The sequence below is a fragment of the Pseudomonas sp. GNP014 genome (assembly GCF_054344005.1).
Genome location: NZ_JBTGUS010000001.1, coordinates 5,790,464 through 5,814,570 on the forward strand (window position 1 = coordinate 5,790,464; position 24,107 = coordinate 5,814,570).

General features: G+C 61.6%; 22 protein-coding genes. 13 read left to right on the plus strand and 9 right to left on the minus strand.

The window, feature by feature from the left end; all coding sequences use genetic code 11:
- The first annotated feature begins 73 nt into the window (after positions 1 to 73).
- From ACXX9E_RS26060 to ACXX9E_RS26085, 6 genes are all read left to right on the plus strand, one after another.
- Positions 74 to 2,197, plus strand: coding sequence for a TonB-dependent receptor plug domain-containing protein (locus ACXX9E_RS26060; protein ID WP_458556413.1), 2,124 nt, complete (start codon positions 74 to 76; stop codon positions 2,195 to 2,197).
- Positions 2,198 to 3,130, plus strand: a complete 933-nt coding sequence (locus ACXX9E_RS26065; RefSeq protein WP_123466890.1) for an ABC transporter substrate-binding protein — start codon at positions 2,198 to 2,200, stop codon at positions 3,128 to 3,130.
- On the plus strand, positions 3,127 to 5,031 hold the full coding sequence (locus ACXX9E_RS26070) for an ATP-binding protein (RefSeq protein ID WP_458556414.1): 1,905 nt from the start codon (positions 3,127 to 3,129) through the stop codon (positions 5,029 to 5,031). The genes ACXX9E_RS26065 and ACXX9E_RS26070 overlap by 4 nt, the downstream gene beginning before the upstream one ends.
- Before the next feature lie 247 nt (positions 5,032 to 5,278).
- Complete coding sequence (gene fabA / locus ACXX9E_RS26075; protein WP_003227150.1) at positions 5,279 to 5,794, plus strand: 3-hydroxyacyl-[acyl-carrier-protein] dehydratase FabA; 516 nt, start codon at positions 5,279 to 5,281, stop codon at positions 5,792 to 5,794.
- Positions 5,795 to 5,805: 11 nt separating this feature from the next.
- Complete coding sequence (gene fabB / locus ACXX9E_RS26080; protein WP_007968959.1) at positions 5,806 to 7,026, plus strand: beta-ketoacyl-ACP synthase I; 1,221 nt, start codon at positions 5,806 to 5,808, stop codon at positions 7,024 to 7,026.
- Positions 7,027 to 7,415: 389 nt separating this feature from the next.
- Complete coding sequence (locus ACXX9E_RS26085; protein ID WP_003227153.1) at positions 7,416 to 7,604, plus strand: hypothetical protein; 189 nt, start codon at positions 7,416 to 7,418, stop codon at positions 7,602 to 7,604.
- A gap of 69 nt (positions 7,605 to 7,673) precedes the next feature.
- Here ACXX9E_RS26085 and ACXX9E_RS26090 read toward each other — a convergent pair whose 3' ends face one another.
- The 7 genes from ACXX9E_RS26090 to ACXX9E_RS26120 all read right to left on the minus strand — a co-directional run bounded on the left by ACXX9E_RS26090 (position 7,674) and on the right by ACXX9E_RS26120 (position 16,175).
- A complete protein-coding gene (locus tag ACXX9E_RS26090) occupies positions 7,674 to 8,216 on the minus strand; it encodes a DUF2058 domain-containing protein (protein WP_123466894.1) in 543 nt (180 codons plus the stop codon).
- Positions 8,217 to 8,241: 25 nt separating this feature from the next.
- The gene (gene mazG, locus ACXX9E_RS26095) at positions 8,242 to 9,075 is read right to left on the minus strand and encodes a nucleoside triphosphate pyrophosphohydrolase (RefSeq protein WP_123467314.1); all 834 of its coding nucleotides are present in this window, start codon (positions 9,073 to 9,075) and stop codon (positions 8,242 to 8,244) included.
- A 129-nt stretch (positions 9,076 to 9,204) separates the two neighbouring features.
- Positions 9,205 to 11,448, minus strand: coding sequence for a GTP diphosphokinase (gene relA, locus ACXX9E_RS26100; RefSeq protein WP_123466896.1), 2,244 nt, complete (start codon positions 11,446 to 11,448; stop codon positions 9,205 to 9,207).
- Positions 11,449 to 11,549: 101 nt separating this feature from the next.
- On the minus strand, positions 11,550 to 12,923 hold the full coding sequence (gene rlmD, locus ACXX9E_RS26105; protein WP_458556415.1) for a 23S rRNA (uracil(1939)-C(5))-methyltransferase RlmD: 1,374 nt from the start codon (positions 12,921 to 12,923) through the stop codon (positions 11,550 to 11,552).
- On the minus strand, positions 12,923 to 13,825 hold the full coding sequence (cysM, locus tag ACXX9E_RS26110) for a cysteine synthase CysM (protein WP_177490603.1): 903 nt from the start codon (positions 13,823 to 13,825) through the stop codon (positions 12,923 to 12,925). The genes rlmD and cysM overlap by 1 nt, the downstream gene beginning before the upstream one ends.
- A 213-nt stretch (positions 13,826 to 14,038) precedes the next feature.
- Positions 14,039 to 15,463, minus strand: a complete 1,425-nt coding sequence (locus ACXX9E_RS26115; protein ID WP_458556416.1) for a sensor histidine kinase — start codon at positions 15,461 to 15,463, stop codon at positions 14,039 to 14,041.
- Positions 15,450 to 16,175, minus strand: coding sequence for a response regulator transcription factor (locus ACXX9E_RS26120; RefSeq protein ID WP_458556417.1), 726 nt, complete (start codon positions 16,173 to 16,175; stop codon positions 15,450 to 15,452). Before ACXX9E_RS26120 ends, ACXX9E_RS26115 begins: the two co-directional genes overlap by 14 nt.
- 220 nt (positions 16,176 to 16,395) lie before the next feature.
- Here ACXX9E_RS26120 and ACXX9E_RS26125 point away from each other — a divergent pair, with 220 nt between their 5' ends.
- Together ACXX9E_RS26125 and ACXX9E_RS26130 are read left to right on the plus strand one after the other, a co-directional pair.
- Positions 16,396 to 19,149 (plus strand): response regulator, encoded by a 2,754-nt coding sequence (locus tag ACXX9E_RS26125; protein WP_123467316.1) that lies wholly within the window; start codon positions 16,396 to 16,398, stop codon positions 19,147 to 19,149.
- Between the two features lie 84 nt (positions 19,150 to 19,233).
- The gene (locus tag ACXX9E_RS26130) at positions 19,234 to 20,223 is read left to right on the plus strand and encodes a 2-hydroxyacid dehydrogenase (RefSeq protein ID WP_458556418.1); all 990 of its coding nucleotides are present in this window, start codon (positions 19,234 to 19,236) and stop codon (positions 20,221 to 20,223) included.
- A 3-nt stretch (positions 20,224 to 20,226) separates the two neighbouring features.
- Here the strand turns inward: ACXX9E_RS26130 and ACXX9E_RS26135 are convergent, their stop codons facing one another.
- Complete coding sequence (locus tag ACXX9E_RS26135; protein ID WP_123466908.1) at positions 20,227 to 20,679, minus strand: hypothetical protein; 453 nt, start codon at positions 20,677 to 20,679, stop codon at positions 20,227 to 20,229.
- A 133-nt stretch (positions 20,680 to 20,812) separates the two neighbouring features.
- Here ACXX9E_RS26135 and ACXX9E_RS26140 point away from each other — a divergent pair, with 133 nt between their 5' ends.
- Together ACXX9E_RS26140 and ACXX9E_RS26145 are read left to right on the plus strand one after the other, a co-directional pair.
- A complete protein-coding gene (locus ACXX9E_RS26140; protein WP_123466910.1) occupies positions 20,813 to 21,247 on the plus strand; it encodes a hypothetical protein in 435 nt (144 codons plus the stop codon).
- On the plus strand, positions 21,247 to 21,651 hold the full coding sequence (locus ACXX9E_RS26145; protein ID WP_123466912.1) for an META domain-containing protein: 405 nt from the start codon (positions 21,247 to 21,249) through the stop codon (positions 21,649 to 21,651). The genes ACXX9E_RS26140 and ACXX9E_RS26145 overlap by 1 nt, the downstream gene beginning before the upstream one ends.
- A gap of 389 nt (positions 21,652 to 22,040) precedes the next feature.
- Here ACXX9E_RS26145 and ACXX9E_RS26150 read toward each other — a convergent pair whose 3' ends face one another.
- On the minus strand, positions 22,041 to 22,508 hold the full coding sequence (locus ACXX9E_RS26150; RefSeq protein WP_123466914.1) for a TlpA family protein disulfide reductase: 468 nt from the start codon (positions 22,506 to 22,508) through the stop codon (positions 22,041 to 22,043).
- 114 nt (positions 22,509 to 22,622) lie between these two features.
- On the opposite strand from ACXX9E_RS26150, the gene arsC reads away from it, so the two are divergent.
- From arsC to ACXX9E_RS26165, 3 genes are read left to right on the plus strand one after another with little or no spacing between them, the layout of a single operon-like run.
- Positions 22,623 to 22,976: an arsenate reductase (glutaredoxin) gene (arsC, locus tag ACXX9E_RS26155; protein WP_123466916.1), complete on the plus strand. Its 354-nt coding sequence runs from the start codon at positions 22,623 to 22,625 to the stop codon at positions 22,974 to 22,976.
- Positions 22,973 to 23,569, plus strand: coding sequence for an NAD(P)H:quinone oxidoreductase (gene wrbA / locus ACXX9E_RS26160; protein ID WP_128615318.1), 597 nt, complete (start codon positions 22,973 to 22,975; stop codon positions 23,567 to 23,569). The genes arsC and wrbA overlap by 4 nt, the downstream gene beginning before the upstream one ends.
- 2 nt (positions 23,570 to 23,571) lie before the next feature.
- The gene (locus tag ACXX9E_RS26165) at positions 23,572 to 23,997 is read left to right on the plus strand and encodes a DUF2069 domain-containing protein (RefSeq protein WP_123466921.1); all 426 of its coding nucleotides are present in this window, start codon (positions 23,572 to 23,574) and stop codon (positions 23,995 to 23,997) included.
- Positions 23,998 to 24,107: the final 110 nt, after the last annotated feature.

Genomic DNA, 24,107 nt, shown 5'->3' on the forward strand with positions numbered 1-24,107 from the left:
CCTGCAACGTGACTGGAAAAGTCGCTGCCCTCGGTTAACATGCGCGCCAATTCTTCGCTATCTAGGTTGTGCCGTGTCTTTTGGCCCTTCGTCTGCGCTTTCGTCGGTGTTACTGGCGCTGTTGTTCAGCCCGGTATTGCTGGCGGACGACCTGTTTCTGGACAACGACGCACTGCCTCAGGTACTGACGGCCACGCGTCTGAAACAGACACCGGCGGAAGTACCGGGCAGCATGACCGTGCTCGACAGCGAACTGATCAACGCCAGCGGCGCCCGCGACATCAGCGAACTGCTGCGTCTGGTGCCGGGGATGATGGTCGGCAACATCAGCGGCAATCAGGCAGCGGTCAATTATCACGGGACCAACGCCACCGAGGCGCGGCGCATGCAGGTGCTGATCGACGGCCGCTCGGTGTACCGCGCCGGTCTCGCCACGGTGGACTGGAGCGATATTCCGGTGGCCATGGAAGACATCGAGCGCATCGAAGTGTTTCGCGGCCCGAACACCGTCAGCTACGGCGCCAATGCGCTGATGGCGGTGGTCAACATCATCACCCGCCACCCCGCCGACAGCCACGGCACGCGGTTGAAGTACACCCGTGGTCAGCGCGGCATCAACGACTTTTATGCCAGTCAGGGCACCGGCTGGAATGGCGGCGATTTGCGTCTGTCGTTGTCCGGGCAGGAAGACGACGGTTTCGACAGCGATCGCAACGGTGCCGATTACCGCGACAGCCGCCGCTTGAACCGCTTCAGCCTCGCGGTCAGCCACACCCTCAGCGACAACCAGAGCCTCGACTGGCAGGTCAACGCCAAGGACGGCACCAACCAGCGGCCCTACACCTACCGCCCGGTGTTCTCGGGGATTACCGCCGCCGGGGACAATTCCGACGTGGTGGCCAAGGATTACGCCGGCTCGGTGCGCTGGAATCTCGACCTCAACCCCGAGCACAGCGTCTATATCCAAGGCTCGGCACAGCATTGGGATCGTCAGCAGGTGTGGCGCGCCTGCGATGCCGAGGTGTCGTTCAGCCCTGAATTGACGCAGTTGTGGCAGCTCAACCCGAACTACACCGAACGTCTGGCGCGCAACATCACCCGTTTCACCGGTCCCGGTGCCGCGCCCGGCACGCCACAGGAAATGGCCTTGGCCAATCAGGTGCTCGATCAGTGGCGCAACGGTGCCAGTCGCACCCTGTGCGGCGATATCGACCAGAGCGCCCGGGAATCGCGTTACGACCTCGAAGTGCAGGACACCCTCAGCCTGTCCGACAGTCTGCGACTGGTCAGCGGCATGAACTATCGTTACGACCGTGCCGACTCCGAGACCTACTTCAATGGCACACTCGACGACACCACGTGGCGGGCGTTCGGCCAACTGGAGTGGCGCGCGACTGACCACTGGCTGTTGCAGGGCGGCGCGATGTTCGAAGACACGCAACTGATCGGCAGTTCGCTGACGCCGCGCTTTGCGATCAATTACCTGATCAACCCGCGCCACGGCCTGCGCGCGGTGTACTCGGAGGCGATCCGCTCGCCGGATATGTTCGAGAACAATGTGAACTGGAGTTACCTGGTCAAGAATCTGCAGCCGTCGGCCTACGGTCAGTCGTCGGCACGCTATTTCGTCAAGACCCGCGGCCCGGGCGACCTCGAACAGGAACACATGCGCTCGCGGGAGCTGGGCTATAACGGCTACTTCGCCGAACTGGGGCTGGCCGTCGATGTGAAGCTGTTCTACGACGAGATCACCGGCATGATCAGCGAACCGCTGCGCAACAACCAATACATTGCCAGCAACGCCAACAGCTCGCGTTTTCGCGGCACGGAAACCCAGCTCGACTGGCGCCTGAGCCTGGCCGACCGTTTGCGCGTCACCTACGCCTATGTCGACGCCGAGGCGAGCAATCCGCTCGATCAGCAATTCACCGCGAGCAACAGCGGTTCCGCCGGCTGGTTACGCGATTGGGGCCACGGCTGGAACAGCGCCCTCTTCTATTACGGCGACAACGCACTCAACGGCTACCGCTTCGAGCGGGTCGACACACGCATCGCCAAACGCATCGCTCTGGGCAAGGCGCACCTGCAACTGGCCGGGGTACTGCAACAGCGCCTCGATAACCAGCCGACCACCTTCGTCGACAACCATTACGACGAACGCCGGGTGATGTACTTCAGCGCCGAGCTGGAGTTCTAGATGCGCGGCAGCCTGTTTCACAAGACGCCAACCCTAGGCCACTGGCTGGCGGGTTTGTGCCTGTTTTTGACCGCGTGGCTGCATGGCGTGGCGGTGCAGGCCGCCGACATTCTGCTGACCGGCGCCGAAGAAAGCGCCGGCGTGCAGGCGTTCGTTCAGGCGCTCAGCGAGTTGCGGCCCACCGATAACGTGCACTTCCAGCCGCTGGCGAGTCTGCCGGCACCGGGTAAATTACCGTCCAGCCTGCGCCTGATTCTGCTCGACCTGCCCAGCCTCGACTGGCGCCTGCAGGATGCCCAGGGCCCGGCGACGCTGGTGCTGCGCATCAGCCGCCTGCAGGCGCGGCAACGTCTCGGCACTGCGCAACCGCCGCACTTGAGCCTGCTGTGGAGCGATCCGCCACTGAGCCGGCAGTTGCAATTGATCCGGCGGATTCTGCCGCAGGCACGGCGCATCGGCGTGCTGTTCGATCAGCACAGCGAATTTCTGCTCCACGAGCTGAGCCTGGCCGCACAGCCGCTGAATCTGGAAATTGTCAGTCAGCGCTGGGACAACATTCACGACAGTCGCCCGCTGCAATCGGTGCTGAAAAACAGTGACGTGTTGCTGGGGCTCGACGATCCCGACCTGTACAACCCGAAAACCGCGAAAAACCTGCTGCTCAGCAGCTACGCGCGGCAAGTGGCGCTGGTCGGTCCCAACGTCGCCTTCGTCCGCGCCGGCAGCCTCGCCAGCAGTTACAGCGACCAGAACGACTGGCTGACGATCCTCGATCAATTGCTCGACCAGCCACCGGCCAGTTGGCCGCGAACGCTCTATCCCGAACGTTTTAAAGTCTCAAGTAACGCGCAGGTCGCTCGTTCCCTAGGGATCGAACCCTTGAATGATGCGTCTGTTGCCAGAGCGCTGGCCGAAGGAGAACGCCGTCCATGATTTTCCGTCGCCGTTGGGACATCAACACCCGCACCCAGTTGATCAGCCTGGGCCCGGCGCTGTTGCTGACTCTACTGTTGATCAGTTTCTTCACCTTCGTGCGTATTCAGGATTTGCGCCAGGAGCTCAATCACACCGGCCAACTGATCGCCAACCAACTGGCGCCCGCCACCGAATACGGCGTGATCTCCGGCAATAACGAAGTGCTGGAGAGTCTGCTCAAAGCCACCCTGGCCACGCCTAACGTGCGGTTTCTCGAAGTACAGGACAGCGCCAACCGGATTCTGGTGTACGTCGAACAACCGGCCGCCGCCCACAGTCACGCACATCAGGTGGAAGTGTTTCAGGCACCGGTACGCCTGCAACGGATCGCCCTGCACACTGATTTTTTTCAGGATGGCAAAGTCAACAATGGCGGCGCCAGCGAGGACTATCTGGGACGGGTAATCGTCGGGCTGTCCAGCGATGCCTTCAGTCAGCGCCAGCAGGAAATCCTCCTCAAGGCCGGGATCCTCGCGCTGTTTGCCCTGCTCTTCACTTTCGTATTGGCGCGGCGCCTGGCCAGCAGCCTGTCGCAGCCGATCCGTGATATCGGCAATGCGGTCAAGGCGATTCAGGACGGCGACTACAAAACCCCGCTGCCGATCGTCGATGACACCGAACTGGGCGCCCTGTCGCAGCACATCAACAACCTCGCCCAAGCGCTGGAACAGGCCAGCCGCGAACAGCACCAGGCGATGGCGCAACTGATCCAGACCCGCGAGGAAGCGGAAAAGGCCAACACCGCCAAATCCGATTTTCTGGCGATGATGAGCCACGAACTGCGCACCCCCATGAACGGCGTGCTGGGAATGCTGCAGTTGCTGGAAACCACCGACATGACCGAGGAGCAGATCGAGTATGCCGCCCTTGCGTCGGAGTCCACCGAGCACTTGCTGAAGGTCATCAACGACATCCTCGACTTCTCCCGGATCGAGCGTTCGGAACTGGAGCTGGAGCACATTCCTTTCAATCTTGCCGAACTGATCGGCGCCTGCGCCCAGTCGTTCCAGCACAGTGCGGTGCAGCGTGGTCTGACATTGAACCTGCGCATCCCCGAGGACATGCGTGCGTTGCAGGTGCAGGGCGATCCGACGCGGATCCGGCAGATTCTGGTCAACCTGGTCGGCAATGCCTTGAAATTCACCGAGCGCGGGCGGGTCAGCATCGAAGCGCAATGGCAGTCGCTGGATCACGAACTGCTCTGGTTCACCTGCTCGGTGCGCGACAGTGGCATCGGCATTTCGGCCGAAAGTCTGGAGCTGATGTTCAACGCTTTCCAGCAGGCCGACAGTTCGATTTCCCGGCGTTACGGTGGCACCGGCCTCGGTCTGCCGATTGCCCGTACCCTGGCCGAACGCATGGGCGGCACCTTGCGCGCGCAGAGTGAGGAAGGTCGTGGTTCGGTGTTCACCCTGGAAATTCCCCTGGCCCTTTATAAACAGGCGTTGCCGCAACTGGCCGCACCGCGCGCACTGAATGGCAACGACCACGGTGAAGGGCGCAACGTGTTGCTGGTGGAGGACAACCCGGTCAATCAGACGGTGATTGAAGCGATGCTGCGCAGCCTGGGCTTTACTGTCAGTGTGGCAACCGATGGCGTGCAGGCGGTGCGCAGTGCCGAGGGCAGCGAATTCGAAGTAATTTTGATGGATTGTCGCTTACCGATCATCGACGGTTACGAGGCGACCCGGCAGATCCGTTTGCTGCCTGGACGCCGCGAGGTGCCGATCATCGCGTTGACCGCCAACGCCTTGCAGGGCGACCGCGAAACTTGCCTGTCGGCAGGCATGAACGATTATTTGGCCAAACCGTTCAAACGCAATGACCTACAACAGATTCTGCAACGCTGGGTGCAGTAGTGACGGTTTTTCGACCATCTGCGACTGGCGTGAAAAGCGAAAGTGCGGCAGTCTTAGGCACCCGAACAAGCCTCAAAAGGGGCTTGAATAAAAATTTCAGTGCACAAGTGTACATTCATGTCCTTGGTGCTGTGACTTTCACCACAACGCAATAGTCTATGAGTAGGCTGCCGGTACGAGGCATGAACGCGTCGATCGGCCGGGAAGATTTGCCCCACCTGCCGCATGGGATTATTGAGGAGCTCGCATGACCAAACAAAACGCCTTTACTCGGGAAGATCTGCTGCGCTGCAGTCGCGGTGAGCTGTTCGGCCCAGGTAACGCGCAACTGCCCGCCCCGAACATGCTGATGGTGGATCGCATCACCCTGATCAGCGAAGAAGGCGGCAAGTACGGCAAAGGTGAATTGGTCGCCGAGCTGGATATCAACCCCGACCTGTGGTTCTTCGCGTGCCACTTCGAAGGCGATCCGGTGATGCCGGGCTGCCTCGGTCTGGACGCCATGTGGCAACTGGTCGGCTTCTTCCTGGGCTGGCAAGGCCTGCCGGGCCGTGGCCGTGCGCTGGGTTCGGGCGAAGTGAAATTCTTCGGTCAGGTGCTGCCGACCGCCAAGAAAGTCACCTACAACATTCATATCAAACGCGTCCTCAAGGGCAAGCTGAACCTGGCCATCGCCGATGGTTCGGTGACTGTCGACGGTCGCGAAATCTACACCGCCGAAGGCCTTCGCGTCGGCGTTTTCACCTCCACTGACAACTTCTAAGGGTTATTCGCATGCGCCGCGTCGTTATCACTGGTCTGGGCATTGTTTCGTGCCTGGGCAATGACAAAGAGACCGTCTCCGCTAACCTGCGTGCAAGCCGCCCTGGCATCCGGTTCAACCCGGAATATGCTGAAATGGGTCTGCGTAGCCAGGTTTCCGGCTCCATCGACCTCAACCTTGAAGAGCTGATTGATCGCAAGATCTATCGCTTCGTCGGCCACGCTGCGGCTTACGCCTACCTGGCCATGAAAGACGCCATCACTGACTCCGGCCTGACCGAAGAACAAGTGTCCAACCCGCGTACCGGCCTGATCGCCGGTTCGGGTGGTGCGTCGACCCTGAACCAGATGGAAGCGCTGGACATCCTGCGCGAGAAAGGCGTGAAACGCGTTGGCCCATACCGCGTCACGCGGACCATGAGCAGCACCGTTTCCGCGTGCCTGGCCACTCCGTTCAAGATCAAGGGCCTGAACTACTCCATCGCTTCTGCCTGCGCCACCAGTGCTCACTGCATCGGTACCGCCATGGAACAGATCCAGATGGGCAAGCAGGACATCGTCTTCGCCGGTGGCGGTGAAGAAGAGCACTGGAGCCAGTCGTTCCTGTTCGACGCGATGGGCGCTCTGTCCAGCAAGCGTAACGACACCCCGGAACAAGCCTCCCGCGCCTACGACGCCGACCGTGACGGTTTCGTCATCGCTGGCGGTGGCGGCATGGTCGTGGTTGAAGAGCTGGAACACGCTCTGGCCCGTGGCGCCAAGATCTACGCCGAAATCGTTGGCTACGGCGCAACGTCCGACGGCTACGACATGGTTGCCCCGAGTGGCGAAGGCGCGATCCGTTGCATGCAGATGGCAATGTCCACCGTTGATACGCCAATCGACTACCTGAACACCCACGGCACTTCGACTCCGGTCGGCGACGTCGCGGAAATGAAAGGTGTGCGTGAAGTGTTCGGCGACAAGGCACCCGCGATCAGCTCGACCAAAAGCCTGTCCGGTCACTCCCTGGGCGCCGCCGGCGTTCACGAAGCGATCTACTGCATGCTGATGATGGAAGGCAACTTCATTGCCGGTTCCGCCAACATCGACGAGCTGGACCCTGAAGTGGCCGATCTGCCGGTGCTGACCAAGACCCGCGAAAACGCCACCATCAACACCGTGATGAGCAACAGCTTCGGCTTCGGCGGCACCAACGCCACGCTGGTCCTGAAGCGCTGGGAAGGCAAGTAATTCCCCCCGCTTGAGCCACACCTGAAAACGCCCCGACTGGTTCGGGGCGTTTTTTTGCCTGAAGCAATCAGCCGGAACACCGCTGATCCCTGTGGGAGCTGGCTTGCCAGCGATAGCGGAGTGTCAGTTAACGAAGATGTTTGCAGTGCCGACGTCATCGCTGGCAAGCCAGCTCCCACAGGGTTCCAGGGTGCTCTGAAAATGAAACTTCTGTCATGAAACCTTTCGCCCTGCGACCGAATGTCGCGGATTACGCGGGCTGCAGCACTGTTGCAAAAAACGCAACAACACCTTGCGCAAATCAAGCGTTTACTTAGCAAGCTAACAAATCATATAAAAGAGTCCTGCACACGCCTTGCTGCAGATAACTTGAGATTTGGAGCTAGCAGATGACTGTAAAAGTAACTGAACGCGACGATTCACACATGTCCCATGAAGGCGTAGCCGCCGGTGTACGGATCTGGGATGTGCATCAACAAGACTTGCTGGTCGGCATGTTCCACAACGAAATCGACGCCCACAACTACAAGGCCGAACTGGAACTGCAAGAACAGCAGCGGGATCTGAAATCCGCCTGATTCAACCACAGCATTAAAAACGACAAACCCCGCCATGAGCGGGGTTTGTGTTGTTACAGCTTTATCGCTTTACCACATCAGGTCATCAGGGATCTGGTAGGCCGCGTACGGATCGTCCTCGGTGCTGACCTCTTCAGTCTGCACATTGAGCTGGACGATGCGTTGCGGGTCGCGCTCCTGGATCTTCAGGGCCGCCTCACGCGGGATCACTTCATACCCGCCGCCGTGGTGCACGATCGCCAGCGAACCGTTGCTGAGCTTGTTGCGCATCAGCGTGTTGACCGAAATGCGCTTGACCTTCTTGTCGTCGACGAAGTTGTAGTAATCCTCGGTGTTCAGCTTCGGCAGACGCGAGACTTCGATCAGTTGCTTGACCTGCGCAGCACGGGCCTTGGCCTCGACTTTCTCTTGCTGCTGACGGTTCAGCTCCTGGTCGCGCTTGACCTTCTCGGCCATGGCTTCCTGGGCGGCGCGCTGCTGCGAATCATCCAGTTCGATCTGGCCTTTGTGCGCCAGACGCTGCTGCTTCTGCTTATCCTTGCTGACCTGTTTGGCCTGCTTTTGGTTGACCAGCCCTGCTTTGAGCAACTGATCGCGAAGGGAAATACTCATGGTGCTTACTCACTTGGGCAGTTGCTCAGCCGCAGCTGGGCACATTCTTTTCCTGGCGTTTGGCTTCGCCCCACAGGGCGTCCAACTCTTCGAGGGTGCAATCTTCCATGGGACGGTGGGTGTCGCGCAATGCCTGTTCGATAAATCGGAAACGTCGTTCGAACTTGGCGTTGGCGCCACGCAACGCCGTTTCCGGATCGACCTTCAGGTGCCGGGCCAGATTGACCACGGAAAACAGCAGGTCGCCGATCTCGTCAGCCACTGCTGCGGGATCATTTTCGGACATGGCTTCGAGAACTTCATCGAGCTCTTCGCGCACCTTGTCCAGCACTGGCAAGGCATCCGGCCAGTCGAAACCGACCTGCCCGGCACGCTTCTGCAGCTTGGCCGAACGTGACAAGGCTGGCAGCGTGGCGGGCACGTCATCGAGCAGTGACAGTTGTTCGGGTGTGACGGATTTCTCGGCGCGCTCTTCGGCCTTGATCGCTTCCCAGCGCTGCTTGACCTGTTCCTCGCTCAGACGCGGCACGTCCAGCGGCGCGTACAGATCACCGGTGGGGAACACGTGTGGGTGACGGCGAATCAGTTTGCGGGTGATGCTGTCGATCACCCCGGCGAATTCAAAGCGCCCTTCTTCCCGGGCCAACTGGCTGTAATAGACGACCTGGAACAACAGATCGCCCAGTTCGCCCTGCAAGTGATCGAAGTCGCCACGCTCAATCGCGTCGGCCACTTCGTAGGCTTCTTCGAGGGTGTGCGGGACGATGGTCGCGTAGGTTTGCTTGATGTCCCACGGGCAACCGTACTGCGGGTCGCGCAGACGGCTCATCAAATGCAGCAGGTCTTCAAGGCTGTACATCATTTATCTCTCACCACAAAACCATGTGGGAGCTGGCTTGCCAGCGATGCAGACACCTCGGTGAATCAGGACAATCGAGGTGATGCAATCGCTGGCAAGCCAGCTCCCACAGTTGATCGGGGTTGGTCATCAAGGCGTGCGGTTACGCCGCGTCTCGATGATGTTCGGCAACTGCGAAATCCGCCCCAGCAAGCGCCCCAGCGCATCCAGCCCCGGGATCTCGATGGTCAGCGACATCAGCGCAGTGTTGTCTTCCTTGTTCGAACGGGTGTTGACCGCCAGCACGTTGATGCGCTCGTTGAGCAGCACCTGCGAGACGTCACGCAGCAGACCGGAACGGTCGTAGGCGCGAATGACGATGTCCACCGGATAGGTGAGCACCGGCACCGGGCCCCAGCTGACCTGGATGATCCGCTCCGGCTCGCGCCCGGCCAGTTGCAGCACCGAGGCACAGTCCTGACGGTGGATGCTCACACCGCGGCCCTGGGTGATGTAACCGACGATCGCATCGCCCGGCAGCGGCTGGCAGCAGCCGGCCATCTGCGTCATCAGGTTGCCGACGCCCTGGATCTGGATATCGCCGCGCTTGCCCGGCTTGTAACCAGTGGCCTTGCGCGGGATCAGCTCCAGCTGTTCGTTGCCGCGTTCCGGCTCGACCAGTTGCTGCGCCAGGTTGACCAGTTGCGCCAGACGCAGGTCGCCGGCACCGAGGGCGGCGAACATGTCTTCGGCGGTTTTCATGTTGGCCTTGTCGGCCAGCTTGTCGAAATCCACCGCCGGCAGACCGAGGCGATTGAGCTCGCGTTCGATCAGGGTTTTACCGGCCGCGACGTTCTGGTCACGAGCCTGCAGCTTGAACCAGTGAACAATCTTCGCCCGCGCCCGCGAGGTGGTGACGTAACCAAGGTTCGGGTTCAGCCAGTCGCGGCTCGGCGTACCGTGCTTGCTGGTGATGATCTCGACCTGTTCACCGGTCTGCAGGCTGTAGTTGAGCGGTACTATCCGGCCGTTGATCTTCGCGCCACGGCAGTTGTGGCCGATTTCGGTGTGCACGCGGTAGGCGAAGTCCAGCGGCGTTGCGCCCTTCGGCAAGTCGATGGCGTGACCGTCAGGGGTGAAGATGTAGACCCGGTCCGGCTCGATATCGACCCGCAACTGTTCCGCCAGACCACCGATATCGCCCAGTTCTTCGTGCCACTCGAGGACCTGACGCAGCCAGGAGATTTTCTCTTCGTAGTGGTTCGAACCGGATTTGACGTCAGTGCCCTTGTAGCGCCAGTGCGCGCAGACGCCGAGTTCGGCTTCTTCGTGCATTGAATGCGTACGGATCTGGACTTCCAGCACCTTGCCTTCCGGGCCGATCACCGCTGTGTGCAGCGAGCGGTAGCCGTTCTCTTTCGGGTTGGCGATGTAGTCGTCGAACTCTTTCGGGATGTGCCGCCACAGGGTGTGGACGATGCCGAGCGCGGTGTAGCAGTCGCGCATTTCCGGCACCAGCACGCGCACGGCGCGCACGTCGTAGATCTGGCTGAATTCCAGACCCTTGCGCTGCATTTTGCGCCAGATCGAATAAATGTGTTTGGCCCGGCCACTGATGTCGGCGTCGACGCCGGTGGCCTGCAATTCGTCCTTGAGCTGGGTCATCACGTCGCTGATGAAACGCTCACGGTCCAGCCGCCGCTCATGGAGCAGCTTGGCAATCTGTTTGTATTGGTCGGGTTCCAGGTAACGGAAGGACAAATCCTCCAGTTCCCACTTGATATGACCGATGCCCAGGCGATGCGCGAGCGGCGCATAAATGTCGAAGACTTCCCGGGCGACGCGGTTGCGTTTTTCGTCGTCAGCGGTTTTCACCGCACGGATCGCGCAGGTCCGTTCGGCCAATTTGATCAGGGCAACGCGCACGTCGTCGACCATCGCGACGAGCATCTTGCGCAGGTTTTCCACCTGCCCTTGCGTGCCCATCACCATCGACTGGCGCGGGCTGAGGCTGGCACTGATGGCCGCCATGCGCTGCACGCCGTCGATCAGTTTGGCCACCACCGGGCCGAAGCGCTGGCTGACGGCCGCGAGCTCGATCTGGCCTTCGCGCACGCCACGGTAAAGGACCGCCGCGACCAGCGAATCCTGATCGAGTTTGAGGTCAGCGAGAATTTCGGCGATCTCAAGGCCGGTACTGAAACTGCCGGTGCCTTCGGACCACAGATTCTTCGCGGCGTTGGACTGTTGTTCGGCCTCGCGAGCGAACTCGCAGGCTTCTTTCAAGGCTTCGCGATCCAGTGCCAGATCGACACTGACCGCGTGATCGAGCCAAGCCTCGAGATTGATACTGCCGTCAGTGTTGATCGGCTGGTGTGCTCTCACCTGTACCATCTTGCTTTACCTTCCCTACGACGCAGATTCAATGCGTCAAATCGCTGACCTTCATTGCCCGTTTGCGCTCGCGGGGCTCGAGCGAGCGCTGCCAGGACAGGTCAGACGGATGACGAGCCATCCTGGCTCGCTTCAAATAACGCCATGGCCTCGACATGTGCCGTCTGAGGAAACATATCGAGAATCCCGGCACGTTTTAACCGGTAGCCCTGTTTGATCAATTCGACCGTATCGCGCGCCAGAGTTGCAGGGTTGCACGACACATACACCAACCGCTTCGCGCCCAGGGTCGCAAGCTTGCGCACCACCTCGAAAGCACCGTCACGCGGTGGGTCCAAGAGTACCGCAGAAAAGCCGTTTGCGATCCACTCGGCATCGCTCAAAGGCTGGGATAAATCGGCTTGAAAAAACTTTGTGTTATGCAAATTGTTACTAGCGGCATTCGCCGCAGCGCGCTCGACCATGGTCTGCACACCTTCGACCGCCACCACTTCACGCACGCTTTTGGCCAGCGGCAAAGCAAAGTTGCCGAGGCCGCAGAACAGATCCAGCACGCGTTCGTCGCTGCCGGGTTTCAGCCAGTCCAGCGCTTGCGCAACCATGGCTTCGTTGACCCCGGCGTTGACCTGAATGAAATCCCCCGGGCGGTACGCCAGATCCAGATCCCACTGTTCCAGGCGATAGCCCAGCGTCTGCGAAACATCGACCGGTTGCGGCTCGCCCTCGCCATGCAGCCACAATTGCGCTTCATGGAACTGGCAGAACTCCTTGAGGATCGTCAGGTCCGCTTCGGACAACGGCGCCATATGACGCAGCAACACCGCCAGCGCCGAGCCGCTGAACAACTCGACATGCCCCAGCGCCTGCGGTTTGCTCAACCGACGAAGCATCTCCGGCAACCGGGTCATGATTGGTTGCAAGGGCTGTACCAGCACCGGGCATTCGCTGATCGCGACGATGTCCTGACTGCCGGCGGCGCGGAAACCGACTTCGAGTTGCCTGGCCTTCATGTCCCAGCGCACGGCGATGCGGGCGCGACGGCGATAGCCGAATTCAGGTCCGGTCAGCGGTGCTGCCCATGCTTCGGGTTCGACACCGGCAACGCGCGACAATTGCTCGGCGAGCATGCGCTGTTTCAGGGCAAGCTGTTCGCTGTGGGGCAGATGCTGGACGCTGCAACCACCGCAACGACCGGCGTGCGGACAGGGTGCCGGGCGGCGTAATTCGCTGGCCTTGAACACGCGCTCGGTTCGCGCCTCGACCACTTTGCCGTGGGCGCCGAGCACCCGCGCCTCGACCTCTTCACCCGCGAGGGCGCCGAGGACAAACCAGGTGCGGCCTTCGAAAAACGCGATACCGCGACCGTCATTGGCCAGACGCTCGATGGTCAGGCGCTGCTTTTTGCCGGTCGGAATTTGCGCGGCCTTGCTGCCGCCGGTGGGCTGGAAGCGCAGGCCTCTCTCATGCTTGGCCATCAGTTGGGCGCGTCGAAAATGCCGGTCGACAGGTAACGGTCGCCACGGTCGCAAATGATCGCGACGATCACCGCGTTTTCAACTTCTTTGGACAGGCGCAGCATCGCTGCCACCGCACCGCCCGAGGACACGCCGCAGAAGATGCCTTCTTCGCGGGCCAGACGACGGGTGACGTCCTCGGCTTCGCTTTGCGCCATGTCGACGATGCGGTCGACGCGGTCGGCCTGATAAATCTTCGGCAAGTATTCCTGCGGCCAGCGGCGGATGCCGGGAATGGCCGAGCCTTCCATCGGTTGCAGACCGACGATCTGCACGTTGTCGTTCTGCTCTTTCAAGTAGCGCGACACGCCCATGATGGTCCCGGTGGTGCCCATCGAACTGACGAAATGGGTGATGGTGCCCTGGGTCTGGCGCCAGATTTCCGGGCCGGTGGTGGTGTAGTGCGCTTCAGGATTGTCGCCGTTGGCGAACTGATCGAGCACCTTGCCACGGCCTTCAGCTTCCATGCGCTGAGCGAGGTCGCGGGCGCCTTCCATGCCTTCTTCCTGGCTGACCAGAATCAGCTCGGCACCGTAGGCGGTCATCGCCGCCTTGCGTTCGGCACTGGAGTTGTCCGGCATGATCAGGATCATCTTGTAACCCTTGATCGCGGCGGCCATCGCCAGGGCGATCCCGGTGTTGCCCGAGGTCGCTTCGATCAGCGTGTCGCCGGCGTGAATCTGCCCGCGCAACTCGGCGCGGGTGATCATCGACAGCGCCGGACGGTCCTTGACCGAACCCGCCGGGTTGTTCCCTTCGAGCTTGAGCAAAAGGGTATTGCTGGTGGCGCCAGGCAGGCGCTGCAAACGAACCAGCGGAGTGTTGCCGACGCAATCGGCGATGGTTGGGTACTGCAAGGTCATGGCGTATTCGCAATCCAGACGTGCGGGGGCGCCTATCATACCGGCAAACCTGCGCAGGCCATATCACGCAAAGTGCGGTGCTTATGGTTTATGGGAATAAGGGATTGAAAGTCGCACCAGTGGTGCGACTTTTGCCGTGGGTCACCTTAGTGGGCGGTGAAGCGTACGGCCTCTTCGCGAGCAGGCTCGCTCCCCCCGGGGGATCAGCGTTGATCACACAATCTGCGGCGAACCGGGTTCAACTGTGGGAGCGAGCCTGTTCGCGAAGGCGTCAGTCGGCCCAACACCGTCATCAGCCACCAAGCGCAAATTCAAGCGCAACCCCGCCCCGCTGTTCTCCGCCCAAATACTTGCGCCCTGGCGCTGCACGGCATTGCGCGCGATGCTCAACCCCAAGCCAAATCCACCGTCTCCGGGCCGCGAGCCGTCGAGGCGGGTGAACGGCGAGAAGATCCGCTCCAGATCCCCTTCCGCCACTCCGCCGCCCTGATCCTCCAGCCACAAATGCCAGTAATCGCCGTCACGCCGTCCGTCGAGGCGCACGATGCCGCCCTCGGGCGAATGTCGAATGGCATTGCGCAGGATGTTCTCCAACGCCTGCGCCAAGGTGTTGAGGTTGCCGCGCACCCAGCACGACGACGGCACCGCACACTGCAATTGCAGGCTCGGCCAGCCGCTTTCATAACAGGCGTTATCCGTGAGCATTTCCCACAGAGCCTGAATCTGGATCGCCTCGTCGGGCAACGGCGTGCGGTCGGTGTCGAGCCAGGCCAATTGCAAGGTGTCCTCGACCAGCCGCTGCATGCCGTCGACTTCACGGCCGATGCGATCGCGCAGTTGCCGCAGATCCTGCTCGCTTTCGCTGGCCACACGCAGCCGGCTCAGAGGCGTGCGCAATTCATGGGACAAATCGCGCAACAGTTGTTGCTGCAAGGCAACGGTCGATTGCAGGCGCTCGGCCATCGAGTCGAAGGCGCGGGCCAGTTCACCGAGTTCGTCCGGCCGCTGAGTGATGCCGCTCGACAGCCGCACATTCAGTTGATCGGCGCGCCAGGCGTTGGCCTGTTCGCGCAGGTTGTTCAGCGGCACCACCAGCAGGCGATACAGGCCGACGCACAGCAATAAAGTGAACAGTCCAGGGATCACGCCGTTGGTGATCACCCGCCAGAACACCCGGTACTTCCCCGGCAAAAAACGTTCGGGCAGTTCAATCACTAAACTGCCGGTAGCAGGATCATGGGGAAACGGCACGCGCAACCACGGTCGGCCCTGCTTGTGGATTGGCCAGTCAAGCCCGCGCAAAAACGTCAGGCGCTGCACTTCCTGATCATTCAACGGCTCGCTGCTCAGCGACTGCAAGTTGCGGTCGATCACGCCAGCCCAAGCGGCCTCACGCAATTCCATGCTCTGCAACCAGCTATCAATACCGTCACGCTGACCGCGCTGCCAGGCCCGTTCGGCCTCAGCCGCATACCGGGTAAGCGTACCGCGCGCCTCGTCGGAGAGAAACTGGTTGCGCTCCTCCATGTAGCGGCCCCATGACCAGCTCAGCCAGATCATCAGCAGACAGAACGCGACCAGCAGACACGCCAGTTTCCAGAACAGCGAATGGCGCCCCGGCAATTCAGAGCGCTTCATCGGCACGGCCACTCAATACGTAGCCCTTGCCCCACACCGTGCGCACTTCCCGCTCGGTGTAGCCGATGGCCTTGAGTTTGCGGCGGATCTGGCTGATGTGCATGTCGAGGCTGCGATCGTGCGCCGCATAGCCGCGTTGCAGAACGTGCTGATAAAGGAAGGCCTTGCTCAAGACTTCCTCGTCATTGCGCTCGAGGGTTTCCAGCAAGCGGAATTCGCTGCGGGTCAGGCCAGCCGCCTGGTCGCGGAAAAACACCTCGCACTGTGCGTCGTCAAAGCGCAGGGTTCCCGTGGTCAGCGGCGTTGCAAGCACCGGCGGACGCCGATCAAGGGCCACCCGTCGCAGGATCGCTTCGATGCGCACGTGCAACTCGGCAATGCTGAACGGCTTGGGCAAATAATCATCGGCGCCCAGACGAAAACCACTGATGCGATCCGCCTCGGCGCCCAGCGCCGACATCAGTAACACCGGCGTCGAATGGCTCTGGCGCAATTGCGTCAGCACATTCAGTCCGTCCAGCCCGGGCAACAGAATGTCCATCAACACCACGTCGAACGGCTGGCGTCGGGCGATGCTCAGGCCCTCCTGGCCGTTCTGGCACCAGGTCACCTGAAAGCCGCTGCGGCCCAGCTGTTCGTGAACGTAGGCGCCGAGGACCGGATCGTCTTCGATGGAAAGAATGCGCGGCTGGCCAACGGAAACAGGAGTCATGAGTATCTGCAAGTCATTCTCAGTTGAGCGGCGATTATTCAAGATTGCCGGGCGTGGGGCAACACAAGCTTGACCTGCCGGACAAACGCGCACCGGCGCGACGACCGATGGCGCGCGCATTTTTCCGGAGATTGCCCGCGAGCAAATCGCTACACTGCGCCCATGTCGCGTGCCGGATGCACGCATGAGTCAACGGATCAGCGGGATGCAGGAGATGGGCGTGCTCAAGAAACTGGGAATCAAAGGTCGAGTGTTGTTGCTGACCCTGTTGCCGACCAGCCTGATGGCGTTGGTGCTGGGCGGTTACTTCACCTGGACGCAACAGTCCGACTTGCAGACCCAATTGATGCAGCGCGGCGAAATGATCGCCGAGCAACTGGCGCCGCTGGTCGCCCCCGCCATGGGCCATGGCAACAACGACCTGCTTGAACGCATCGCCACCCAATCCCTCGAACAACCGGACGTGCGCGCGGTAACCTTTCTGGCGCCGGATCGCTCGCCGCTGGCCCACGCCGGCCCGACCATGCTCAATCAGGCCCCCACCGGCGACAGCACGCAGTTGCAACGGCGCAGTGGCAATGACGCGACCCGCTACCTGATGCCGGTCTTCGGCAAACACCGCAACCTCGCCGGCGAACTGATTCCAGCCGAATCCGACCGGTTGCTCGGCTGGGTCGAACTGGAGTTGTCGCACAACGGCATGCTGCTGCGCGGATATCGCAGCCTGTTCGCCAGCCTGTTGCTGATCGCCGCCGGCCTGGCCGGTGCCGCCCTGCTCGCCGTGCGCATGGGCCGCACCATCAATCGGCCGCTGGGCCAGATCAAGCAAGCCGTCGCGCAACTCAAGGACGGCCATCTGGAAACCCGTCTGCCGCCCCTCGGCAGTCAGGAACTGGACGAACTGGCCTCAGGCATCAACCGCATGGCCGGCACCCTGCAGAACGCCCGCGAAGAATTGCAGCACAGCGTCGATCAGGCCACCGAAGACGTGCGCCAGAACCTGGAAACCATCGAAATCCAGAACATCGAACTGGATCTGGCGCGTAAAGAAGCACTGGAAGCGAGCCGGATCAAATCCGAATTTCTCGCCAACATGAGCCATGAAATCCGCACGCCGCTCAACGGCATTCTCGGCTTCACCCACCTGTTGCAGAAAAGCGAACTGACCCCGCGCCAGCTCGACTACCTGGGCACCATCGAAAAATCCGCCGACAGCCTGCTCGGGATCATCAACGAGATCCTCGATTTCTCGAAGATCGAGGCCGGCAAACTGGTGCTCGACCATATCCCGTTCAACCTGCGCGATCTGTTGCAGGACACCCTGACGATTCTGGCCCCGGCCGCCCACGCCAAGCAGTTGGAACTGGTCAGTCTGGTCTATCGCGACACGCCGTTGTCGCTGGTCGGTGACCCGCTGCGACTCAAGCAGATCCTCACCAACCTGGTCAGCAACGCGATCAAGTTCACCCGCGAAGGCACCATCGTCGCCCGGGCCATGCTCGAGGACGAACACGAAGACAGCGTGCAACTGCGCATCAGCATTCAGGACACCGGCATCGGCCTGTCGAATCAGGACGTGCGCGCTTTGTTTCAGGCCTTCAGCCAGGCCGACAATTCGCTGTCGCGGCAACCCGGCGGCACGGGCCTGGGGCTGGTGATTTCCAAGCGCCTGATCGAGCAGATGGGCGGTGAAATCGGGGTCGACAGCACGCCGGGCGAAGGGTCGGAGTTCTGGATCAGCCTGAGCTTGCCGAAAACCCGTGACGATGCCGAAGACCTGCCTTCGGCGCCGCTGCTCGGACGGCGCGTCGCCTTGCTGGAAAGCCATGAACTGGCGCGCCAGGCGTTGCAGCATCAACTGGAAGACTGCGGCCTCGACGTCACGACCTTCAATACCCTGGAAACCCTGACCAATGGCGTCACCGGGGCCCACCAGACCGATCAGGCGATTGATCTGGCGGTGCTCGGCATCACCAGCAGCGACATGCTGCCGGAACGCCTGAACCAGCATGTCTGGGACCTCGAGCACCTGGGCTGCAAAGTGCTGGTGCTGTGCCCGACCACCGAACAAACGTTGTTTCACCTCTCAGTACCGAACCCGCACAGCCAGTTGCAGGCCAAACCGGCCTGCACGCGCAAGCTGCGCCGGGCGCTGTCGGATCTGGCCAACCCGCGCCAGCCGCGCAATGAGCCGGGCGAGCCGCTGTCGAGTCGCGCGCCGAAAGTGCTGTGTGTCGATGACAACCCGGCCAACCTGCTGCTGGTGCAGACCCTGCTCGAAGACATGGGCGCCAAGGTGCTCGCGGTGGAAAGCGGCTACGCGGCGGTGAAAGCAGTACAGGCCGAGTCCTTCGACCTGGTGTTGATGGACGTGCAGATGCCCGGCATGGACGGACGCCAGAGCACCGAAGCCATCCGCCAGTGGGAAAGCGAACGGCACTGCACACCGCTGCCGATCGTCGCCCTCACGGCCCACGCCATGGCCAACGAGAAACGTGCGCTGCTGCAAAGCGGCATGGATGACTACCTGACCAAACCGATCAGCGAGCGGCAACTGGCGCAAGTGGTGCTGAAGTGGACCGGCCTGGCCCTGCGCAATCATGGACCGGAGCGGGTCAGCGACAGCGCCGCGGCGAACAATGAACTGCCGGTGCTCGATCACGAAGAAGGTCTGCGCCTGGCCGCGGGCAAGGCGGATCTGGCGGCAGACATGCTGGCAATGCTCCTGGCTTCGCTGGAAGCCGACCGCGAGGCCATTCGTGCAGCGTGTGAAAGCCGTGACCAGAACGCCCTGATCGAACGCGTCCATCGCCTGCACGGCGCCACCCGTTACTGCGGCGTGCCGCAATTGCGCGCGGCCTGCCAACGCAGCGAAACCCTGCTCAAACAAGGCGACCCCAAAGCCGTGGCGGCGCTGGAAGAACTGGAGCGGGCGATCAATCGCCTCGCCGCTCAAGCGAGGATCAGCGCCTGATCCACGACAATGCCGATGCCGCGCGCTCACGCTAAGGTAGTGGCAGGTCGATACTGACCGGCCACGCTGTTCCAGGAGGAATTCATGCGCACGATTGTTTTCAGCAGCCAGACCTACGACCGCGAGAGCTTTCTCGCCGCCACCTGTCCGGCCGGCCTTGAGCTGCACTTTCAAGCAGCCCGGCTGAGCCTCGATACGGCGGCCCTGGCCGAACATCACGAGGTGGTCTGCGCCTTTATCAATGACGATCTCAGTGCACCGGTGCTGGAACGCCTGGCCACCGGCGGCACACGGCTGATCGCCTTGCGCTCGGCCGGTTACAACCATGTCGATCTGGTCGCGGCGAAACGCCTGGGCCTGTCGGTGGTGCGCGTCCCGGCCTACTCGCCACATGCGGTGGCCGAGCACGCAGTGGCGCTGATCCTCGCGCTCAACCGGCGTTTGCACCGTGCCTATAACCGCACCCGCGAAGGTGATTTCAGCCTGCACGGCCTGACCGGTTTCGATCTGGTCGGTAAAACGGTCGGTGTGGTCGGCACCGGGCAGATCGGCGCGACCTTCGCGAAAATCATGCATGGCTTCGGCTGTGAACTGCTGGCCTACGACCCCTTTCCCAATCCCGCCGTGCTGGCGTTGGGCGCGCGTTATCTGAGCCTGCCGGAACTGCTCGCGCAATCACGCATCATCAGCCTGCACTGCCCGCTCAACGAGCAAAGCAGGCACTTGATCAACCGAGACTCACTGGCGCACATGCAAGCGGGCGCCATGCTGATCAACACCGGACGCGGCGGTCTGGTGGACACGCCGGCGCTGATCGACGCGTTGAAGGACGGTCAACTGGGCTATCTGGGGCTGGATGTGTATGAGGAGGAAGCGCAGCTGTTTTTCGAGGACCGTTCCGACCTGCCGTTGCAGGACGATGTGCTGGCGCGTCTGCTGACGTTTCCCAACGTGATCGTCACGGCGCATCAGGCGTTTCTGACCCATGAAGCGCTGGGCGCGATCGCGGCGACGACCTTACACAACATCGCGACCTGGGCGGCAGGAACGCCGCAGAACCAGGTCGAAGGTTGAGGGTTATTTCGGCGAGAGCGAGGACGCCAGAATCAGCAGGCCCAGCCAGCCGAAACCGAACAGCCGCTGTTTCGCCGAATGGCCGTTGCGCAGCAGGAACCAGACGAACACCATCGGCAGCAGAAACACCATGATCTTCAGCCAGCCTTCCACCGGACGGCTGCCGTCGGCATTGACGTGAGCCTCCACCGCTTGCGCGGCTTGCTGGCGACGGCGACGCCCCGCGGCGGCCGGCATCACTTTCGGTAGCGGCTCGGCGACCGGAGGCACGGCGGCAGCCTCGGGGACTGCCCGGTTGCGCGGCAGGCTACCGAACGAAATTGTCGATGCCTGCGCCGGCCCCGCTTGCACGTGCGCCTGTACCGGTTGCTCCGCCATCGGAGCCCCGCAATGAATGCACGCCTGGGCTTCGGAGCTGATGCTCCGCTTGCATTCATAACATTCGATCAGCGCCATGTTCCGTTCCTTCAGAGTCGAGGGCGGCAGTTTGCCATGAGCGTCGGTCGATTTGAACCGGATCGAAGGTCGCACGCGTGCACCATTCTGCAATCGAGCCCGTGCTAGCATGTCGCGCATATTTGGAGGACCCATGGTCGAACACGATTTCCGCTACACCCTGATGAACCCGCAACACACCCTCACCGAATGCCGCGCCCTCGTACCCGGCCGCTATCAGGTTACCGGCAACGGTGGCTCGATCCGCATCGGCGATACCCTGTTGGTGACCCTCAAAGGCAGCAAGGACTTGTCCATGCGCCTGACCGTCGAAACCGTGCGCCACCTGATCAACCCGCCGGGTCAATGGACCGCGATGACCACGGGCCCGGTGTTCGGCGAACTGGCGATTCACACCTGGCAGGTCAACTGCGACAGCTGCGCCAAAGAGCTGAGCTTCGAATTCGCCGTGGACGCCAAACTGGGCAAGGCCGCCGAGCAACCGGCCGCCACGGCGCGCATCGCCGAGCTGGGCTGGAAAGCCGTCGGCGACAAGCACCTGTGCCCGAAATGCCAGGAGCCCGCGTGATGAAAGGCCTGGCCCTGACTGCGCTGATCGGTGCAGGCCTGGTTGGCTGCGCCGCGGAGCCTGTGCAGTTGCAGCAGAACCGCAGCTACATTCTGGAGTGGATCGGCGAGCGACCATTGATGGATTACAGCCATCTGACCGTGACCCTCGGCGACGATGGTCGCGCGTATGGCAATGGCGGCTGCAATCACTGGTTCGCGCCGTACACCCTCGACGGCGACAAGCTGAGCTTCGGCAAAATCGGCAAGACCCGCAAACTCTGCGCACCCGCGTTGATGGAGCAGGAACAACGCTTCCTGCAGGCGCTGCAAGGCGTCGAACGCTGGGACGTCTCGCCGATCGAGCAGATGCGCTTCTGGCCGGCTGAAGGCAAGCCATTGCGCTGGTGGCTGGAAGAGGGTTAACCCTCAGGCCGCCAAAGCCCTCACCCTAACCCTCTCCCAGAGGGAGAGGGGACTGATTGGGGGATATTGAAGAGGTACGCCGACCTGAAAGGCCTTCACCGAATCCATAATCGACTGGATTTTGCTTTGGCGAACCCATAATCGACTGGACCTTGCTTTGGCGAATCCATAATCCGCTGGATCTTGCTTTGGCGAATCCATAATCGACTGGGCCTTGCTTTGGCGAACCCATAATCGACTGGATTTTCCTTTGGCGAATCCATAATCGACTGGATCTTGCTTTGGTGAATCCGTAATCCGCTCGATCTCTCAGGTCGGTGTAGCTCGTAAGACACCTCGGTCGGCCCCCTCTCCCTCCGGGAGAGGGCTGGGGTGAGGGGCTTTTGACGTTACTTGGTCGCTTGTAGCGCCTCAAGCTTCGCCATCACCCCCGCCGCCGTCTGCTCGCCCATCAACTGCTCACGCACCTTGCCCTTGTTGTCGATGATGTAGGTCACCGGCAAAGCCTCACTGCGCGGCACGTCGAACAGGTCCGCCGGATCCTGCGCCAGCACGGTGAATTTGATGCCCAGCTTCTCGCTGGCAGACTTGAGATCCTCGCCCTGCACGTTGTCGAAGTTGACCCCGAACACGCCGATGTTCTTGCCTTTCAGCTCCTCAGCCAGATGATTGAGTTCCGGAATTTCCGTGCGGCACGGACCGCACCATTCAGCCCAGTAGTTGAGCACCACCCATTGTTTGTCCAAACGCTCGGACGCGACTTTCTGGCCGTTCTGGTCGATCCCGTAATCATTGCCGCAGCCCCCCAGCATCAACGCCCCGATCATCGTCAATGCCGCTGCCAATCGCCGTGTCATGTCATGTTCCCTGGTCAAAAATTGAATGCGCCTGCGACCCAACGCCTCTGACGGTTCTGGATTGCGCGCTGCACAGTTAGAATAGCCGCCACTTTACGCCAGAAGCGACCCGCCATGACCGATCTGACGCTTTATCACAATCCGCGCTGCTCGAAATCCCGCGGCGCACTGGAGCTTCTTGAAGCCCGCGGCCTGACCCCGAACGTCGTGCGTTACCTGGAAACCCCGCTGAACGCGGCGCAAATCAAGGCCCTGCTCGGCAAGCTCGGGATCAGCGCACGCCAGTTGCTGCGCACCGGGGAAGATGAATACAAAATGCTTCAGCTGGCCGACACAAACCTCAGCGAAGCGCAATTGATCGCCGCCATCGCCGAACATCCGAAGCTGATGGAGCGACCGATTCTCGAAGTCGGCGACAAGGCCGTGATCGGTCGTCCGCCGGAGCAGATCCTGGAGTTGCTGCCGTGAGCGCGCCGTACATTCTGGTGTTGTATTACAGCCGCAGCGGCTCGACCAACGAGATGGCCCGGCAGATTGCTCGCGGTGTCGAGCAGGCCGGCCTCGAAGCGCGCCTGCGCACCGTGCCGGCGATCTCCACCGAGTGTGAAGCGGTGGCCCCGGACATTCCCGACGAAGGTGCGCTCTACGCCACCCTCGATGACCTGAAGAACTGCGCCGGCCTGGCCTTGGGCAGCCCGACCCGCTTCGGCAACATGGCCGCGCCGCTGAAGTACTTCCTCGACGGCACCAGCAACCTGTGGCTGACCGGTGCACTGGTGGGCAAACCGGCCGGTGTGTTCACCTCCACCGCCAGCCTGCACGGCGGCCAGGAAACCACTCTGCTGTCGATGATGCTGCCGCTGTTGCACCACGGCATGCTGATCACCGGCCTGCCGTACAGCGAGTCGGCGCTGCTGGAAACCCAGGGCGGCGGCACGCCTTACGGCGCCAGCCATCACGCCGGGGCGGACGGTAAAAAAGGCCTCGATCAGCACGAAATGGCACTGTGTCGCGCGCTGGGCCTGCGCCTGGCCAAGACCGCACAAAAACTGGAGGGCTGAGGGTGGCGAAGAAGCCGAAAGTCCTGCCCTCCGTCGAGTGGCTCGAACCCCGCGTCAAGGCAATGCGGATCATCAGCCTGCTGTGCTTCTTCGGCCTCGCCGGGCTGCTCGCCGCTTACTACCTGGTGTTCGCCGACCTGCACGGCGCCCGACCGTGGGTGATTCTGCTGGTCGAGCTGATCCCGTGGATCGTTCTCGCACCGGCGATGATCATGGGCAGCGCCCGCGGGCATTCGTGGATGTGCTTTGTGGTGAACCTGTATTTCATCAAGGGCGCACTGGCGGCCTATGACCCGAGCCGCCAGCTGTTTGGCGTGTTGGAGATGGTCGCCAGCCTGGCGCTGTTCTGTTCGGCGCTGCTGTATGTGCGCTGGCGGTATCAGTTGAATCGCAAACTGGCGGGTGAAGGCGAAGTCTCCGTCGCCTGACAAACCGCTATCGCTGGCAAGCCAGCTCCCACAGGTTTCTGTGTCGATCACTAAGTTGTGTTTCAACACAGGCCCTGTGGGAGCTGGCTTGCCAGCGATTAGAGCGACGC

Coding starts and splice junctions, on each gene's coding strand:
- ACXX9E_RS26065 (WP_123466890.1), top strand. CDS start 2,198: ATGCGCGGCAGCCTGTTTCACAAGACGCCAACCCTAGGCCACTGGCTG.
- ACXX9E_RS26070 (WP_458556414.1), top strand. CDS start 3,127: ATGATTTTCCGTCGCCGTTGGGACATCAACACCCGCACCCAGTTGATC.
- fabA (WP_003227150.1), top strand. CDS start 5,279: ATGACCAAACAAAACGCCTTTACTCGGGAAGATCTGCTGCGCTGCAGT.
- fabB (WP_007968959.1), top strand. CDS start 5,806: ATGCGCCGCGTCGTTATCACTGGTCTGGGCATTGTTTCGTGCCTGGGC.
- ACXX9E_RS26085 (WP_003227153.1), top strand. CDS start 7,416: ATGACTGTAAAAGTAACTGAACGCGACGATTCACACATGTCCCATGAA.
- ACXX9E_RS26090 (WP_123466894.1), bottom strand. CDS start 8,216: ATGAGTATTTCCCTTCGCGATCAGTTGCTCAAAGCAGGGCTGGTCAAC.
- mazG (WP_123467314.1), bottom strand. CDS start 9,075: ATGTACAGCCTTGAAGACCTGCTGCATTTGATGAGCCGTCTGCGCGAC.
- relA (WP_123466896.1), bottom strand. CDS start 11,448: ATGGTACAGGTGAGAGCACACCAGCCGATCAACACTGACGGCAGTATC.
- rlmD (WP_458556415.1), bottom strand. CDS start 12,923: ATGGCCAAGCATGAGAGAGGCCTGCGCTTCCAGCCCACCGGCGGCAGC.
- cysM (WP_177490603.1), bottom strand. CDS start 13,825: ATGACCTTGCAGTACCCAACCATCGCCGATTGCGTCGGCAACACTCCG.
- ACXX9E_RS26115 (WP_458556416.1), bottom strand. CDS start 15,463: ATGAAGCGCTCTGAATTGCCGGGGCGCCATTCGCTGTTCTGGAAACTG.
- ACXX9E_RS26120 (WP_458556417.1), bottom strand. CDS start 16,175: ATGACTCCTGTTTCCGTTGGCCAGCCGCGCATTCTTTCCATCGAAGAC.
- ACXX9E_RS26130 (WP_458556418.1), top strand. CDS start 19,234: ATGCGCACGATTGTTTTCAGCAGCCAGACCTACGACCGCGAGAGCTTT.
- ACXX9E_RS26135 (WP_123466908.1), bottom strand. CDS start 20,679: ATGGCGCTGATCGAATGTTATGAATGCAAGCGGAGCATCAGCTCCGAA.
- ACXX9E_RS26140 (WP_123466910.1), top strand. CDS start 20,813: ATGGTCGAACACGATTTCCGCTACACCCTGATGAACCCGCAACACACC.
- ACXX9E_RS26145 (WP_123466912.1), top strand. CDS start 21,247: ATGAAAGGCCTGGCCCTGACTGCGCTGATCGGTGCAGGCCTGGTTGGC.
- ACXX9E_RS26150 (WP_123466914.1), bottom strand. CDS start 22,508: ATGACACGGCGATTGGCAGCGGCATTGACGATGATCGGGGCGTTGATG.
- arsC (WP_123466916.1), top strand. CDS start 22,623: ATGACCGATCTGACGCTTTATCACAATCCGCGCTGCTCGAAATCCCGC.